At 71.4% G+C, this 14,474-nt stretch carries 14 protein-coding genes, 1 tRNA gene and 2 pseudogenes; 10 read left to right on the top strand and 7 right to left on the bottom strand.

The annotated features are described in order from the left end of the window. Positions 1-127: 127 nt before the first annotated feature. The gene (locus UK12_RS16160) at positions 128-415 is read right to left on the bottom strand and encodes a hypothetical protein (protein ID WP_045303675.1); all 288 of its coding nucleotides are present in this window, start codon (positions 413-415) and stop codon (positions 128-130) included. Between the two features lie 745 nt (positions 416-1,160). Between UK12_RS16160 and UK12_RS45050 the strand changes: the two are divergent. From UK12_RS45050 to UK12_RS16150, 3 genes and pseudogenes are all read left to right on the top strand, one after another. Then, a pseudogene (locus UK12_RS45050) lies at positions 1,161-1,493 on the top strand (DUF3631 domain-containing protein); the annotation flags it as partial. Positions 1,494-1,563: 70 nt separating this feature from the next. Beyond that, positions 1,564-1,677: pseudogene (locus UK12_RS44430) on the top strand (hypothetical protein); the annotation flags it as partial. A gap of 189 nt (positions 1,678-1,866) precedes the next feature. Then, complete coding sequence (locus UK12_RS16150) at positions 1,867-2,853, top strand: LacI family DNA-binding transcriptional regulator (protein WP_269432021.1); 987 nt, start codon at positions 1,867-1,869, stop codon at positions 2,851-2,853. A gap of 119 nt (positions 2,854-2,972) precedes the next feature. Here UK12_RS16150 and UK12_RS16145 read toward each other — a convergent pair. After that, positions 2,973-3,046, bottom strand: a tRNA-Pro gene (locus tag UK12_RS16145). 138 nt (positions 3,047-3,184) lie between these two features. Then, on the bottom strand, positions 3,185-4,126 hold the full coding sequence (locus UK12_RS16140; RefSeq protein ID WP_045303672.1) for a metallophosphoesterase: 942 nt from the start codon (positions 4,124-4,126) through the stop codon (positions 3,185-3,187). Between the two features lie 343 nt (positions 4,127-4,469). On the opposite strand from UK12_RS16140, the gene UK12_RS16135 reads away from it, so the two are divergent. Then, complete coding sequence (locus UK12_RS16135; RefSeq protein ID WP_045303671.1) at positions 4,470-4,925, top strand: GatB/YqeY domain-containing protein; 456 nt, start codon at positions 4,470-4,472, stop codon at positions 4,923-4,925. Between the two features lie 151 nt (positions 4,926-5,076). On the opposite strand, the gene UK12_RS16130 is transcribed toward UK12_RS16135, so the two are convergent. Then, complete coding sequence (locus UK12_RS16130) at positions 5,077-7,320, bottom strand: transglycosylase domain-containing protein (RefSeq protein WP_045303670.1); 2,244 nt, start codon at positions 7,318-7,320, stop codon at positions 5,077-5,079. 399 nt (positions 7,321-7,719) lie between these two features. Between UK12_RS16130 and UK12_RS38070 the strand changes: the two genes are divergently transcribed. Beyond that, positions 7,720-8,043, top strand: coding sequence for a WhiB family transcriptional regulator (locus tag UK12_RS38070; protein WP_033333275.1), 324 nt, complete (start codon positions 7,720-7,722; stop codon positions 8,041-8,043). 30 nt (positions 8,044-8,073) lie between these two features. Here UK12_RS38070 and UK12_RS16120 read toward each other — a convergent pair whose 3' ends face one another. Beyond that, entirely contained in the window at positions 8,074-9,219 is a 1,146-nt protein-coding gene (locus UK12_RS16120) for an ArsA family ATPase (protein WP_045303668.1), read from the bottom strand. Next, positions 9,216-10,226, bottom strand: coding sequence for an ArsA-related P-loop ATPase (locus UK12_RS16115; protein ID WP_045303696.1), 1,011 nt, complete (start codon positions 10,224-10,226; stop codon positions 9,216-9,218). Before UK12_RS16115 ends, UK12_RS16120 begins: the two co-directional genes overlap by 4 nt. A 349-nt stretch (positions 10,227-10,575) precedes the next feature. Here UK12_RS16115 and UK12_RS39750 point away from each other — a divergent pair, with 349 nt between their 5' ends. From UK12_RS39750 to UK12_RS16095, 5 genes are all read left to right on the top strand, one after another. Next, the gene (locus tag UK12_RS39750) at positions 10,576-10,734 is read left to right on the top strand and encodes a DUF4177 domain-containing protein (RefSeq protein WP_095874066.1); all 159 of its coding nucleotides are present in this window, start codon (positions 10,576-10,578) and stop codon (positions 10,732-10,734) included. After that, entirely contained in the window at positions 10,734-11,204 is a 471-nt protein-coding gene (locus UK12_RS16110) for a RidA family protein (RefSeq protein ID WP_045303667.1), read from the top strand. Before UK12_RS39750 ends, UK12_RS16110 begins: the two co-directional genes overlap by 1 nt. A gap of 137 nt (positions 11,205-11,341) precedes the next feature. Continuing rightward, positions 11,342-12,202 (top strand): NUDIX hydrolase, encoded by an 861-nt coding sequence (locus UK12_RS16105; protein WP_231591239.1) that lies wholly within the window; start codon positions 11,342-11,344, stop codon positions 12,200-12,202. A 153-nt stretch (positions 12,203-12,355) separates the two neighbouring features. Continuing rightward, positions 12,356-12,544: a hypothetical protein gene (locus UK12_RS16100; RefSeq protein ID WP_156178758.1), complete on the top strand. Its 189-nt coding sequence runs from the start codon at positions 12,356-12,358 to the stop codon at positions 12,542-12,544. Then, a complete protein-coding gene (locus tag UK12_RS16095) occupies positions 12,541-13,362 on the top strand; it encodes an MBL fold metallo-hydrolase (protein ID WP_045303664.1) in 822 nt (273 codons plus the stop codon). Before UK12_RS16100 ends, UK12_RS16095 begins: the two co-directional genes overlap by 4 nt. Before the next feature lie 210 nt (positions 13,363-13,572). Here the strand turns inward: UK12_RS16095 and UK12_RS16090 are convergent, their stop codons facing one another. Then, the gene (locus UK12_RS16090; RefSeq protein WP_045303663.1) at positions 13,573-14,247 is read right to left on the bottom strand and encodes a Crp/Fnr family transcriptional regulator; all 675 of its coding nucleotides are present in this window, start codon (positions 14,245-14,247) and stop codon (positions 13,573-13,575) included. Positions 14,248-14,474: the final 227 nt, after the last annotated feature.

Genomic DNA, 14,474 nt, shown 5'->3' with positions numbered 1-14,474 from the left:
CTCACGGATCGTCTGAGCGAGAGAACCTCATCCGGAGCAGGCCGGCCCGCACTGTCCGCACCCAGGACTACCTCGACAGTCCAGAAGCCGTGGCTGATCCAGCGACGTTGCTCACTGGCCGGTGGTGTCAGGCGCGTTCCTGCTCGCTCGCATCCTCGATGGCTGCGGCCCGGGCGCGGCGGCGGCCCAACAAGGTGAATCCCACAGTCACCAGGCCGATGGCGACGACCCTAGCGGCCTGGTAGTAGCCGGACGCCAGTTCCTCTGGGGTGCCGGGCAGCCTGAAAGAGACCCACACTGCCGCGACTCCCCCGAAGACGATCAGTGCGACGGCCCCCCACGTCCCGAGTTCCGCCCACCAGGCCCCCGGGGCGTAACCCCGCTCCTCGGTCTGCTCAACGTCTCTGTCGGCCATGGTCTGTTCTCCTGGGTGTGTGGTGGCGGTCGCGAGGTAAGACGCAGGCACGGCGCGGAAGGTTCACCGGGCCAAACGTTCCCTGCTGAAGCTGACATCCCGCCAGCCAGCGAAATCCACCCTCGCCCGACCCCATTGGGCGGGTGACGAACGGCTCCCGCCGGAAGGGTTGGCACAGGACCACTGCACCACATCAAGAGACTGGCCTGACCCTGCGTCGCCAACCACAGAAGTTGAGCCAGAACCGTGGCTCGTGAACAAAACCAGGGTGGGCCGGTGGCGGGGTATGCGCCTTCAGTTCGCCGGGCTCGGGGGCGTCGGATCACGGCGTCTGAAGTTTCCCCCTGATCCTGCGAGGCCGCTTACGTCGCCGTGGTCCTGTGGGACGCGCACGCGCACCTGATGGACTGCTTCGAGGGCCACGCCCCGTCTGGCATTCCTCTCCCCGGAGCCCGCCAGCGGCAAGACCCGCGCCCTGGAGATCGTGGAGACCCTGGTCCCCAGGCCGCTGGTCACCGTTGACGCCAGCCAGTCCGCGCTGTTCCGATCCGTCTGCGACGGGGATGCCCGACCCACCGTGCTGTTCGACGAGATCGACACCGTCTTCGGCGCCGCTGCCGGCGGCAACGAGGAACTGCGCGGCCTCATCAACGCCGGCTACCGCCGCACCGGCGGCGTCCTCCGCAGCGTCCGCGACGGCGAGAACCACGTGGTCCAGAAGTTCCCCGTCTACGCCGCCCTCGCCATGGGCGGCCTCGGCGACCTGCCCGACACCATCATGAGCCGCTCCGTCGTCATCCGGATGCGCCGCCGCGCCCCCAATGAGACGGTCGAGCAGTTCCGCCAGCGCACCAACGAACCCGAGGGCCACGTCCTGCGCGACCGCCTCGCCGCCTGGGCCGACACCATCCGCGAGCGCATCGAGGGCGCCTGGCCCGAGATGCCCGACGGAGTCGCCGACCGGTCCGCCGACGTCTGGGAACCCCTCCTCGCCGTCGCCGTCGCCGACGCCGCCGGCGGCCACTGGCCCGCCCGCGCCCGCACCGCCTGCCTCGAACTCGTCAACGCAGCCAAGGCCAACGACAAAGGCTCCGTCGGCATCCGTCTCCTCGCCGACCTGCGGACCATCTTCGACGGCGCAGAGCTGGTACGAGGATCAGCACCTTGCCGCCTCCACCATGCAGAACTACCGCCGCCACATCGAAGAGCATCTGCTCCCAGAGTTCGAGAACGTCTTTCTCGACGAGATCACCAAAGGCGCGATCGACGCCTGGGAGCGCAAGGAACGGGACCGCGGCTACGCGCCCAGCAGCATCAAGACGTGGCGCGGCACGCTTCACCTGATCCTCGCCGACGCCGTCGACGAGGGGCTGCGCGACTCCAACCCGGCAACCCGCCGACGCGGCCGGGGCAAGCGCGCGGGGCGCTCGCGCAACCGCGGCCCCGAGAAGGTGGTGACCTCGGCGCTCGGCATCCTGCTGATCGCGGAGCGTGCCGCGCTGCTGTCCGGCCGGGACGACGAGTTCGTTGGCATCGTGCTCAAGGGCTACACGGGCCTGCGATGGGGAGAGATCGTGGGCCTGGAGACGGAGTTCATCCGGCCGGCGGCCGTGCGCGTCGAGTGGCAGCTTTACGAGCTGGACTCCGGTGAGCTGCACCGCTGCCCGCCCAAGGACGACTCGCACCGGACGGTCGACACCCCGGGCTTCCTCTCCGGCCTGCTCACAGGGCAGGTGGCCAGTGCCAACGTGAAGCCGTGCACGTGCCACGGCCTGCGCTATCTCTTCAGCGGGCACGGTGCCGCGAACGGGGCCGCCCGCCGACCGGGCGCCAAGCTGGTGGACGTGGCCCGCGCTGCCGGCGTCTCCACCGGCACGGTCTCCAACGTCCTCAACCGCCTGCTCGCGGTGGCCCTCGACACCCGTGACCGGGTCGAGAAGGCCATCGCCGACCTCGGTTACATCCGGGCGTGGGCGTCCGGGGAGAACGCCGCGCACTGGCGCCGGAACGGGTTCGCCACGTGGCTGTTCCACCCGGCGGCAACCGGCTGGTATCCGAAGAAGGCGCCGGAGGAGGCTCGCCCGGTGCCGTTGCTGGCCGAACCGTGGCCGGGCATCCCAGCGCGAGGCCGGGGAGCTGCGGCTCGGGCGGAGGCGTGCTGGCTGCCGATCGCGCGCGGCCTCACGCCGCACGGTCTGCGGCACACCCACAAGACGATGATGGACGAGTTCGGGACGCCGCCGAAACTCAAGGACGAGCGGATGGGGCACGAGGACGGTTCGGTCCAGGCCCGCTACTCCCACATCACCGCCGACATGCGCCGCAAGCTGATGGACGACCTCACCGCGGTGTGGGAACAGTCCCTCGACGCCCGTCGGCGGATGTCGGCGGGATCGCCCGTGAGGGTCCTGGACACCCTGCTGAGGGAGGGTCAGTAGAGAGCCTTCTGGAGAACTTCTGGAGAAGGTTTCTCCCAGGATTCTCCCGAGAGGCCCCGGAAAGCCAGTCAGGGCCGGTCTCCCTTGCGGGAGACCGGCCCTGAGCTGGTCTTACTGGGTCGGGGTGGCGGGATTTGAACCCACGGCCTCTTCGTCCCGAACGAAGCGCGCTACCAAGCTGCGCCACACCCCGGTCTTTCCTTTGTTGCTTCCGTCTCCTTCGCAACGAGTAGAACTCTACCGGACGAGCGCCGAGAGGTGAAATCCGTTCCTTCGGGCGGTGTCGGAGCAGCTCGGAGGAGGGCGGGCCGCGGGGTGTCGGCGGGGTGGGTCAGGGCTTGGGGGTGAGGGTGAGGAGGGTGGCCTCGGGCGGGCAGGCGAAGCGGACGGGGGTGTAGCGGTTGGTGCCGCAGCCGGCCGAGACGTGCAGGTAGGAGCGGTGTCCGCCGGCCCGGTGGGTGGAGAGGCCCTTGACCCGGTCGGTGTCGAGGTCGCAGTTGGTGACCAGAGCGCCGTAGAAGGGGACGCAGAGCTGTCCGCCGTGGGTGTGCCCGGCGAGGACGAGGGGGTAGCGGTCGGCGGTGAAGGCGTCGAGCACCCGCAGGTAGGGCGCGTGCACCACGGCGAGCGAGAGGTCGGCGTCCTCGGAGGGGCCGCCGGACACCTCGGCGTAGCGGTCGCGGCGGATGTGCGGGTCGTCCAGCCCGGTGAACTCGATGTCGAGCCCGGCGACCTTCAGCCGCCCCCGGGTGTTGGTGAGGTTGAGCCAGCCGGCTGCGTCGAAGCCGTCCCGGAGCTTCTCCCACTCGATGTGGACGGCGCCGGTGATGCCGCGCTTGCCGGTGCCGTCGGGGTTGTTCAGCCCGTGGACGCCGGTGCGCAGCGCCTTCAGGTAGCGCGCGGGGTTCTTCTTGGCGGGCCCGTAGTAGTCGTTGGAGCCGAAGACGTACACGCCCGGGAAGTCCATCAGCGGCCCGAGGGCGTCCAGCGTGGCCGGGATGCCCTCCGGGTCGGAGAGGTTGTCGCCGGTGTTGACGACCAGATCGGGACGGAGCGCGGCCAGGCTCTGCAGCCAGCGCTGCTTCTTGTGCTGTCCGTCGACCATGTGGATGTCGGAGACCTGGAGCACCCGGATCGGCCGCGCACCCTTCGGCAGGATCGGGACCTCGACCTGGCGCAGCCGGAACGAGCGGACCTCGTAGCCGACGGAGTAGATGAGGCAGGCGGCGCCGGTGGCGGCGATTCCGAGGGGGACGGAGTACAGCGGTCGCATCGGTCCATGGTCGCAGACGCCGAAAGCACGTGTGAACGGGCGGCGCCCCGTCCGCCCGCCCCGGCGGATCCCACCCGGAAGGTCGATCTGACGGCCAGTCGGTCCTGCGGACGCCGGACGCCGGGCACCGGGCCGAGGTCCGGCGGCGGGGCGCCGCCAGGGGCCGGCGGTCGCACGGGACTCGCGGGCCAGTCCAGGGAAGAGAGGAAGGCGCGGCGAGGCGGTGTGACGGCCTGTCGGGACTGGTGCGGGGCGGGGCTCCGCCCACCTCGCAGGGGCACGACGCGAGTGCCGGGCGGTTATTCGTGGGCATCAGGTTTCGGCAGGTGGGACACTCATCAGCATGACAACGCTCAAGGTGCAGCTGCAGGAGGACCTCACGGCTGCGATCAAGGCCCGGGACGAGCTGCGCTCGTCCACGATCCGGCTCACGCTGGCCGCCGTCACCAGTGAGGAGGTGGCGGGGAAGACGAAGCGCGAGCTCTCGGACGACGAGGTGCTGAAGGTGATCGCCCGGGAGGCGAAGAAGCGCCGCGAGGCGGCCGAGGCCTTCGAGACGGCCGGGCGGGCGGATTCGGCGGCCCAGGAGCGCGCCGAGGGCGAGGTGCTGGCGCAGTACCTGCCGAAGCAGCTCAGCGACGAGGAGCTGACCGCGATCGTGGCCGCTGCGGTGGCGGAGAGCGGGGCGACCGGGCCGCAGGGCATGGGCGCGGTGATGAAGCTGGTGCGCCCGAAGGTCGAGGGCGTGGCCGAGGGCGGCCGGGTGGCCGCCGCCGTGAAGGCCGCACTGGCGGGCTGACCGGCCCGAGCCGGGTGCGGGAGCGCACAGCACGGCGGAAACGCACAGCACGGCGGGAGCGCACAGCACAGACGGCGGACACGCCGTACAGCGGACATGACGAAGGGGTGCCCCCCGTCCGGGAGGCACCCCTTCGTCGTACCGCAGGCCGTCAGTGGTGGCCGGGCTTGCCCGGCTTGCCGCCGGTGCCGCCGTTCGCGCCGCCGCCGATGACGCCCGGCGGCAGGGTGAAGCCGCCGTTGATCAGGCCGGTGGTGCCCGTCCCGTCGCCGGGGGGCGGAGCGGGGGTGCCGGGGTCGGCGGGGCTCGTGGCGCCGCCCGGGGGAGTGCCGGGGTCGGGGATCGAGACCAGCTGGAAGGTGCTCTTCGGGGTGCCGGCGACGGCGTCGTTCATGGCCATCTGCCAGATCGGGCCGGGGCCGTCGGAGCCGTAGACGGAGCCGAAGTACTCGCCGCCGATCGTGATGTTGCGCATGGAGACGTTGCCGCCGGGGCCGCCGAGCCAGACGGCGGTGGCGAGGTCGGGGGTGTAGCCGTTGAACCAGGCGGCGTAGCGGTTGTCGGTGGTGCCGGTCTTACCGGCGAACTCGCGGCCGTCGTTGATCTTGATGTTGGCCGCGGTGCCCTTCTCGGTCACCGTCTTCAGCAGGGTGTTGACCCCGTCGGCGGTGGACCCGGACATCGCCTGGGTGCAGTTGGCCTGCGGGACCGCCATCTTCTTGCCGTCGGCGCCGACCACCGAGCTGATCGCGATCGGGTCGCAGTACAGGCCGCGGGCGGCGAAGGCGGCGTAGACGGCGGCCATCCGCATCGGGCTGACCTCGACCGAGCCGAGGATCGAGGACGGCACCTGCGGCAGCGTCTTGCCGCTGGCGAGGGTCTTGATGCCGAGCTTGTTGATCATCTGCTTCATCGGGCAGAGGCCGACCTCCTGGCCGAGCTCGACGAAGTAGGTGTTGACCGAGCGGGCCATCGCCTCCTTCATCCCGAACGGCCCGACCTCGGACGAGTTCTCGTTCTCGACCGTGGTGCCGTCGGACTTCCAGGAGCCCTCGCAGGTGGTCATGGTCGGGTACGGGATCTTGAACTCGGAGGGGTACTGCTGGGTGATCGGGATGCCCGACTCCAGCGCGGCGGCCGCCAGGATCGGCTTGAAGGTCGAGCCGGGGGAGAAGCCGTTGCCGCCGCCCATCGCCGCGTCGACGTTGAGGTTGACCACGGTCTGGTGCTGCTTGTCGTCCAGGCCGTAGGGGCGGGTCTGGGCCATCGCCAGGATCTCGCCGGTGCCCGGCTTGACCATGGTCATCGCGGCCGAGACGTCGTCCGTCGGGTTGACCTTGGTGGTGACCGCCTTGTACGCGGCCGCCTGCTTGTCCGGGTCGATGGTGGTGTAGATCTTCAGGCCGCCCTGGGTCCAGAGCTTCTGCCGGTCGGCCTGGGTCTTGCCGAAGACCGGGTCCAGCTTCACCACGTGCCGGACGTAGTCGCAGAAGAAGCCCATGCCCGCCAGGGCGGTGATGCAGCCGTTCAACGGCTCCTTGTACTTGATGCCCAGCGGGGCGGCCAGCGCGTCCTTGGCCTGCTGGGGGGTGATGTGCTTGTACTCCAGGAGCTTGTTGATCACCGTGTTGCGGCGGTTCAGCGCGTTCTGCGGATGCAGCACCGGGTCGTACGCCGTGGGGTTCTGCACCAGTCCGGCCAGCATCGCGGCCTCGGGGATGGTCAGGTCCTTGGCGCTCTTGCTGAAGTAGCGGCCCGCGGCCGCCTCGACGCCGTACGCCTGGTGGCCGTAGAAGGTGATGTTCAGGTAGTTGGTGAGGATCTGATCCTTGCTCAGGTCCTCCTCCAGCTTGATGGCGTACTTCAGCTCCTGGATCTTGCGACCCATGCTCTTCTTGGTGGCCTCCAGGAACGCGTCCTGGTCGTCACCGGCCTTCTCCACGTTGACGTTCTTCACGTACTGCTGGGTCAGCGTGGAGGCACCCTGGGCGGCGGAGCCGGACTCGGCGTTCTTGCTGGCCGCGCGCAGGATGCCCTTGAGGTCGATGGCGCCGTGCTCGAAGAAGCGGTTGTCCTCGATGTCGACCTGGGCCTGCCGCATGATCGGGGCCATCTGGTCCTTGGTGAGGACGGTGCGGTCCCGGTCGAAGACCTTGGCGATCACGCCGCCCTTGGCGTCGTAGATGTACGAGGCCTGGGAGAGCGGCGGGGTCTTGAAGTCGTCCGGGATGTTGTCGAAGCTCTCGGCGGTGTCCTTGGCGGTCAACCCGAGTGCACCCACGGCCGGCAGTGCCATGCCCGCGACCAGCAGTCCGGCCAGCACGCTGGTGCCCAGGAACTTGAGTCCGAGGCCGGCCTTGTCGACAGTGAGTCCCGAGGGTCGCTGAGGTGCCATGGGGAAACCCTACGTTGCCAAATACCCGGCGAGGGGGCAGGTGTTCGCCTACGCTTGTCACAAGACTGCGACAGCTTCGCTCTGTTCATCGTCATCACTCTTGTGAGTGATGAGCTTTGCCCGAATCGCCCCTGTTTGGGGTAGCTGAAATCGGGCCCCGTCGGCGATCTCATGGCGGAGCGTGACGAGAGTGGTCCAAGTGGCCCTGACAAGCCCTGCGACCTGCGATCACTCCAACGAGTGAGAAGTCAGATACCCATAGTCCGATCGGGTCATTTGAGATTGAGCCCGTAGGGGCTGTTGCACGCTGTCGTTCTTCCGTAACGTCCTCAACTGGCAACGGTGAATATGCCGTTGCCGCCGTGGGGGAGCCCCGATTCGGGAGAGGACGGCGCCGGCATGGGCTGGGTGGACGACTGGAGTGCGCAGGCTGCCTGCCGCACGAGTGATCCGGACGAACTGTTTGTTCAGGGGGCAGCACAGAATCGCGCCAAGGCGGTGTGCAGCGGTTGCCCGGTGCGCACCGAGTGCCTGGCGGACGCGCTCGACAACCGGGTCGAGTTCGGTGTGTGGGGCGGGATGACCGAGCGCGAGCGCCGGGCGCTGCTGCGCCGCAGGCCGACGGTGATGTCCTGGCGCAGGCTGCTGGAGACGGCGCGTACGGAGTACGAGGAGTCGCTCGCGACCGGTGTCATCCTCACCGACTACGCCCAGGCGGGCTGACCGGGGTCAGGCCGTCCGAGGGCGGGCGGCTCAGTCCGCCCCGCCGAGGCGGTCGCCGATGGCGCGCAGGCCGTCCAGATCGTGCACGTCGCCGGGCAGTGCGCCGACCTCCACGATCGGCACGTCCGGGTAGACCGACACGAAGCGGTCCCGGGTGCGGCGTTCCCGGTCCATGATCTGCATCCGCTCGGCGTGCAGCCGGAGCAGTCCGGCGGCCAGTGCCTCGGCGACCGGTGAGGAGTTCGGCGAACCGTTCTCCTCCAGCGCCTCGGCCGCCGCGAGCGCGCGCTCCGCCGTGAGCTGCGGTGCGTCCGTGCCGTGCACCCGGTTGAGCACCAGCCCGGCCAGCGGCATCTCGTCCGCGGCCAGCCGGTCCACGAAGTAGGCCGCCTCGCGCAGCGCGTCCCGTTCGGGTGCCGCGACCACCAGGAAGGCCGTGCCGGGTGCCTTGAGCAGCTGGTAGGTGCGGTCCGCCCGCTCGCGGAAGCCGCCGAACATCGAGTCCATGGCCCCGACGAAGGTCTGGACGTCGGTCAGCAGCTGGGCGCCGAAGATCTTTCCCAGCGTGCCGGTGAGCAGGCCCATGCCGACGTTCAGGAACTTCATCGCGCTGCGCCCGCCGACCTTGGCCGGGGCGGTCAGCAGCCGGATCACCTTGCCGTCCAGGAAGGAGCCGAGGCGGTTCGGCGCGTCCAGGAAGTCCAGCGCGGACCGGGACGGTGGGGTGTCGACCACGATCAGGTCCCACGCGTCGGCCGCCCGCAGCTGGCCGAGCTTCTCCATCGCCATGTACTCCTGGGTACCGGCGAAACCGGCCGACAGGGACTGGTAGAAGGGGTTCTCCAGGATCGCCTTCGCCCGCTCGGGCTCGGCGTGGGCCAGCACGACCTCGTCGAAGGTCCGCTTCATGTCGAGCATCATGGCGTGCAGCTCGCCCGCCCCGGCGGTGCCCTTGACCGGGCGCGGGGTGTTGTCCAGCTCACTGAGGCCCATCGACTGGGCGAGCCGGCGTGCGGGGTCGATGGTCAGCACGACCACCTTCCGGCCGCGTTCCGCCGCCCGCAGGCCGATCGCGGCGGCGGTGGTGGTCTTGCCGACCCCGCCGGCGCCGCAGCACACCACGATCCGGGTCTTCGGGTTGTCGATCAGTGCGTCGATCGCCAGCAGTGCCGTCATGCCGCCCCCTGTCGCTTCAGCTCGCCCGCCAGCCGGTAGAGACCGCCGAGGTCCACGCCCTCGCCGAGCAGTGGGAGTTCGTACGTCGGCAGCCGCAAGTGCTGCAGTGCCGAGCGCTGTTCGCGCTCCAGTTCGACTCGCTCGGCGTGCTCGCGGGCCTGTTCGAGCAGCGGGTCGAGCAGCGGCTCGACCGCCGCGCGGACCGTCGCCGCGGCCCGGGAGCGCCCGCCCAGCCCGGCCTCGCCGAGCGCCCGGGCGACCTCCTCGCGGTGGTCCCCGTCGACCGCCGCCACCGCGGCGGCGTCCAGTACGGGCGGCCGGACCATGTTCACCAGGACGCCGCCGACCGGCAGTTGGGCCTCCTGGAGATCGGCCACGCCGTCCACGGTCTCCTGCACCGGCATCTCCTCCAGCAGCGTGACCAGGTGCACCGCCGTCTCCGGCGACCTGAGCACTCGCATCACCGCCTGCGCCTGCCCGTGGATCGGTCCGATCCGGGCCAGGCCCGCCACCTCGGAGTTGACGTTCAGAAACCTGGTGATCCGTCCGGTCGGCGGTGCGTCCATCACGATCGCGTCGTAGGCGCGGCGCCCGTCGGGGCCCTTGCGGCGGGCCGCCTCGCAGGCCTTGCCGGTCAGCAGGACGTCCCGGACACCCGGTGCGATGGTGGTCGCGAAGTCGACGAAGCCGACCTTCTGCAGTGCCTTGCCGGCCCGGCCCAGTTTGTAGAACATGTCGAGGTACTCGAGCAGCGCCAGCTCGGTGTCGATCGCCAGCCCGAAGATCTCCCCGGAGCCCTTGCCCGGCAGGCCGAGCTGGGCGGGGGTGACGGCGGCGATCTTCCGCTCCTGGTAGGGCAGTGCGGCGATCCCGAACATCTCGGCGATGCCCTGCCGGCCCTCGACCTCGATCAGCAGCGTCCGGCCGCCCTCGGCGGCCAGCGCGATGGCGAGCGCGGCGGCCAGCGTGGTCTTCCCGGTGCCGCCCTTGCCGCTGACGACGTGCAGCCGGACGCCCTCCCAGTCCCGGCCCCGCCCGCCGTCCGGTGCGTTCTCCCCGTCCGGTGAGCCGGGCCCGTGCGCCCCGAAGCCCCCCGCCGGGGCCTCCTCGGGGGTGGGTCGGTCCGCCTGGCCGGGAGTCCTCGCCACGCTCCGTCTCCGTCCGTCCGTTGGCCGGCACCCCTGGGTGCCCTTCCCGCGAGGGTAACCAGCGGGGGCCCACGATGCGGGGAGCACCCTGGTACCCCGGCGGATTCCCGCCCTCTTTGTGGCCCACCTCACACCCCGGGCGGGCGGCCTCGCGGACGCGCTGCGTACCGCGCGGAGCAGCGGCCGGTCCTCGTCTAGAGTCAGCGCCATGACCAAGTGGGAATACGTCACCGTGCCGCTGCTCGTGCACGCCACCAAGCAGATCCTCGACACCTGGGGCGAGGACGGCTGGGAGCTCGTCCAGGTCGTCCCGGGGCCGAACAACCCCGAGCAGCTGGTTGCCTACCTCAAGCGGGAGAAGAGCTGATGAGCAAGGTTGAGGAGAAGCTGGCCGAGCTCGGTCTGACCCTCCCCGAGGTGGCCCCGCCGGTGGCCGCGTACGTCCCGGCGATCCGTTCCGGCGAGTACGTGTTCACCTCCGGCCAGCTGCCGATGGTGGCGGGCAAGCTGCAGCACACCGGCAAGGTCGGCGGCGAGGTCACCCCGGAGGAGGGCAAGGCGCTCGCGCAGATCTGCGCGCTCAACGCACTGGCCGCCGTGAAGTCGGTGATCGGTGACCTGGACCGGATCGAGCAGGTCGTCAAGGTGGTCGGCTTCGTCGCCTCCGCCCCCGACTTCACCGGTCAGCCCGGCGTGATCAACGGTGCCAGCGAGCTGCTCGGCGAGGCGCTCGGCGCGGCCGGCGTGCACGCCCGCAGCGCGGTCGGCGTCGCGGTCCTGCCGCTGGACGCCCCGGTCGAGGTCGAGATCCAGGTCCGGGTCAAGGCCGGCGCCTGACCCGCGGAGCACCACGGCCGGGGTCGGCAGTTCTCCGACCCCGGCCGCCGTCCGGCCCGTGCCACGCGCCGCCGGGCGAACCGCTGTCCAACCCGGACCTCTGTCCAAGCCGGGCCCTGCCCGCTTAGCATCCGGGCATGGATCATCGAGCACCGTCGCTCCCGATGCCGCCGTCCTGGCCCGCCCGGATCCGGGCGGTCGAGGCCGGCGAACTGACCCCGCCCGTGCCGAAGCCGTCGGCCACGGTGGTACTGCTGCGCGACGGGGCCGAGGGCCCGCAGGTGTACCTGCTGCGCCGCCGCACCTCCATGGCGTTCGCGGGCGGGATGTACGCCTACCCGGGCGGCGGGGTGGACCCGAGGGACGCCGACGCCGAGTTGGCCTGGGCCGGGCCCTCCCCACAGGAGTGGGCCGAACGGCTCGGGGTGGACGCCCGCACCGCCCAGGCGGTGGTCTGCGCGGCCGTCCGGGAGACCTTCGAGGAGGCCGGCGTCCTGCTGGCCGGACCCGACGCCCACAGCACCGCCGCACCCCGGGACTGGACCGCCGAACGGGCCGCCCTGGAGGCACACGAGCTCTCCTTCGCCGAGTTCCTGCAGGCCAACGGCCTGCTGCTGCGCAGCGACCTGCTGGCCGCCTGGGCCCGCTGGGTCACCCCGGCCTTCGAGGAGCGCCGGTACGACACCTGGTTCTTCGTCGCCGCGCTGCCCGCCGACCAGCGGGCGGCGGTCGAGGTCGGCGAGGCCGACCGGGTCGCCTGGCTGCCGCCCGGGGAGGCCGTCCAGGGGCAGGCGGAGGGCCGGTACGGCATGCTGCCGCCGACCCTGACCGTGCTGCGCGAGCTGCTGCCGGTCCGGACGGCGGACGAGGCGCTCACGGCGGCGGCGGCCCGGAGGATCGAACCCGTCCTCGGCCGGGCCACGGTGGCCGGCGACCGGCTGACGGTGCGATGGTCTGGGTACGAGGAACTGACCATCGACGGCCACTTCCCGCCGTGAACCGCCGTGAACTGCAGTGCCCCGCAGTGAACCGCCGTGCCCCGACGCGACCCGTCGGACCCCGATGTGACCCGCCGCGAACCGGCCGACGGCACCGAAGCCGCCGTCCGCGATCCGCAGTCGTTCCGCGAACCCAGGAAGGAACCCCGCCCGATGAACCACGACGATGTGGCTCTGCGCCCGGCACCCGCCCAGCCCGGCGGTGCCCCGCTGACCCGTCCACTCCCGGCCCGTACGCTGGCCGGCCAGCCCGCCGTGTGGGTCGAGGGGCCCGGCAAGCGCCGGCTGGTGCGGGCCCTGCCGTCGCGCACACTGATCCGGATCAGCGAGGGCAGCCGGTGAGCGGTCTCCTGCCGGGTGACCCCGCCGCCACCATCGGCGGCGAGGCCACCTCCCGGGCGCTCTGCGTCCTGGCGCCCAACCCGTCGCCGATGACCCTGGACGGCACCAACACCTGGCTGCTCGCCGAGCCGGACTCCGACCTCGCGGTCGTCGTCGACCCGGGTCCGCTGCACGAGGGCCACCTGCGCCGGGTCGTCGACGCCGCCGAGCAGCGGGGCAAGCGGATCGCCCTCACGCTGCTCACCCACGGCCACCACGACCACGCCGAGGGCGCCGCGCGCTTCGCCGAGCTGACCGGCACCGAGGTCCGGGCCCTCGACCCGGCGCACCGGCTGGGGTCGGAGGGGCTGCACGGCGGCCAGGTGCTCGACATCGGCGGCCTGGAGCTGCGGGTGGTCGCCACGCCGGGGCACACCGCGGACTCGCTGACCTTCCACCTGCCCGCCGACGGCGCGATCCTCACCGGTGACACCGTGCTCGGCCGGGGCACCACGATGGTCGCCCACCCCGACGGCAGGCTCGGCGACTACCTGGACTCGCTGCGCCGCCTGCACACGATGGCGGCGGAACACGGCGTACGGACCGTGCTGCCGGGGCACGGCCCGGTGCTCGCCGACGCGCTCGGCGCGGTCGACTACTACCTGGCCCACCGGGCCACCCGGCTCGCCCAGGTGGAGACGGCGGTCGAGGACGGCTGTCGGACGGCCGCGGAGGTGGTCGCCCGGGTGTACGCGGACGTGGACCGGGCGCTCTGGCCCGCCGCGGAGCTGTCGGTCCGGGCCCAGCTCGGCTACCTGGAGGACCACGGCCTGATCTGAGGCGGGCCGGGGTCCTCAGGCGGGCGGGACACCCCGCAGCCGACCGGGCCCGGTGAGAGGAGTGCGCCGCGCGACCCGCCGGTGGGGCGGTACAGCCCCCACGGCGGGTCGCGCGGCGCGATGCTTTCGTGCCCCGGTGGGATCACCCTGCCCCGGAGGGCGGTCGAACCACGGCCCCGGGGCGCGGTGGAGCCGTGGCGGCGAGAAGCCTCAGCGGGAGCGGCGGGAGAGCCGTTCGACGTCCATCAGGACCACCGCGCGGGCCTCCAGCTTGAGCCAGCCGCGACCGGCGAAGTCGGCGAGCGCCTTGTTGACCGTCTCGCGGGAGGCGCCGACCAGCTGGGCGAGCTCCTCCTGGGTGAGGTCGTGGGCGACGTGGATGCCCTCCTCGGACTGCACGCCGAAGCGGCGGGAGAGGTCGAGCAGCGCCTTGGCCACGCGGCCGGGGACGTCGGAGAAGACCAGGTCGGACATGACGTCGTTGGTCCGGCGCAGGCGGCGGGCGATGGCCCGGAGCAGCGCGATCGACACCTCGGGGCGGGCGTGCAGCAGCGGCAGCAGGTCGCCGTGCCCGAGGCCGAGGAGCTTGACCTCGGTGAGGGCGGTGGCGGTGGCGGTGCGCGGGCCCGGGTCGAAGAGCGAGAGCTCGCCGATCATCTCGCTGGGGCCGAGCACGGCGAGCATGTTCTCGCGGCCGTCCGGCGAGGCGCGGTGCAGCTTCACCTTGCCCTCGACCACGACGTAGAGCCGGTCGCCCGGGTCGCCCTCGTGGAACAGCGACTCGCCACGGGCGAGTGTCACCTCGGTCATGGAAGCGCGCAGCTCGGCGGCCTGGTCGTCGTCGAGAGCCGCGAAGAGCGCGGCACGCCGCAGAACGTCGTCCACGAGCTTCCTCCTGCTGGGTGTGGGGCGGTCCTTCTCGTCAAGACTGCATCACCAAGGATGACGCATGTCGCTCCGATCATATGAGGAGGGGGTGGGGCGCGGGGCGCGGTACGCGGCCATTTGTACTCACCGTGACCTTCGAATCCTGGGTGCGCCACCGCTGAGCGTCCGTACGCGTCCGGCAAAGAGAAGGTCAAGGCGGCGCTGTCGGGGTCTGGACTGGACCA

The organism is Saccharothrix sp. ST-888 (assembly GCF_000955975.1).
Lineage (GTDB): Bacteria > Actinomycetota > Actinomycetes > Streptomycetales > Streptomycetaceae > Kitasatospora.
This window is presented reverse-complemented; position numbering and strand designations above follow the sequence as displayed.